Source organism: Rhizobium sp. Rhizsp42 (assembly GCF_047304155.1).
Taxonomy (GTDB): domain Bacteria; phylum Pseudomonadota; class Alphaproteobacteria; order Rhizobiales; family Rhizobiaceae; genus Rhizobium.
This window is the reverse complement of record NZ_JBGLYS010000210.1, coordinates 1-233: the sequence shown is the minus strand read 5'-3', so window position 1 is coordinate 233 and position 233 is coordinate 1. Positions and strand designations below refer to the sequence as shown.

General features: G+C 61.8%; 1 protein-coding gene. It reads left to right on the top strand.

Features of this window, described 5'->3' with window-relative positions; translation table 11 throughout:
- Nucleotides 1–233, top strand: a 233-nt coding sequence (locus tag ACCD05_RS32115; RefSeq protein ID WP_413397734.1) for a cytochrome c oxidase assembly protein, incomplete at both ends; no start/stop codon positions are given.

The window sequence follows — 233 nt, the reverse complement described above, 5'->3', positions numbered from 1 at the left end:
GATTTTTACGAGGCACTATCTATTCCGTGGGTTCCCAATCTGCATGACGACCAGAACGTCGGTGGCCAGATCACCTGGGCCACCGGCGAGATCCCGATGGCGCTGGTCCTCATCGCGCTGTGCGTGCAGTGGTTCATCTCGGACCGTCGCGACCAGCGGCGGGTCGATGCTTCTGAGGACGCCGACCTTGATGAGTCCCTGGCCGCCTACAACGACATGCTCGCCCGAATGGC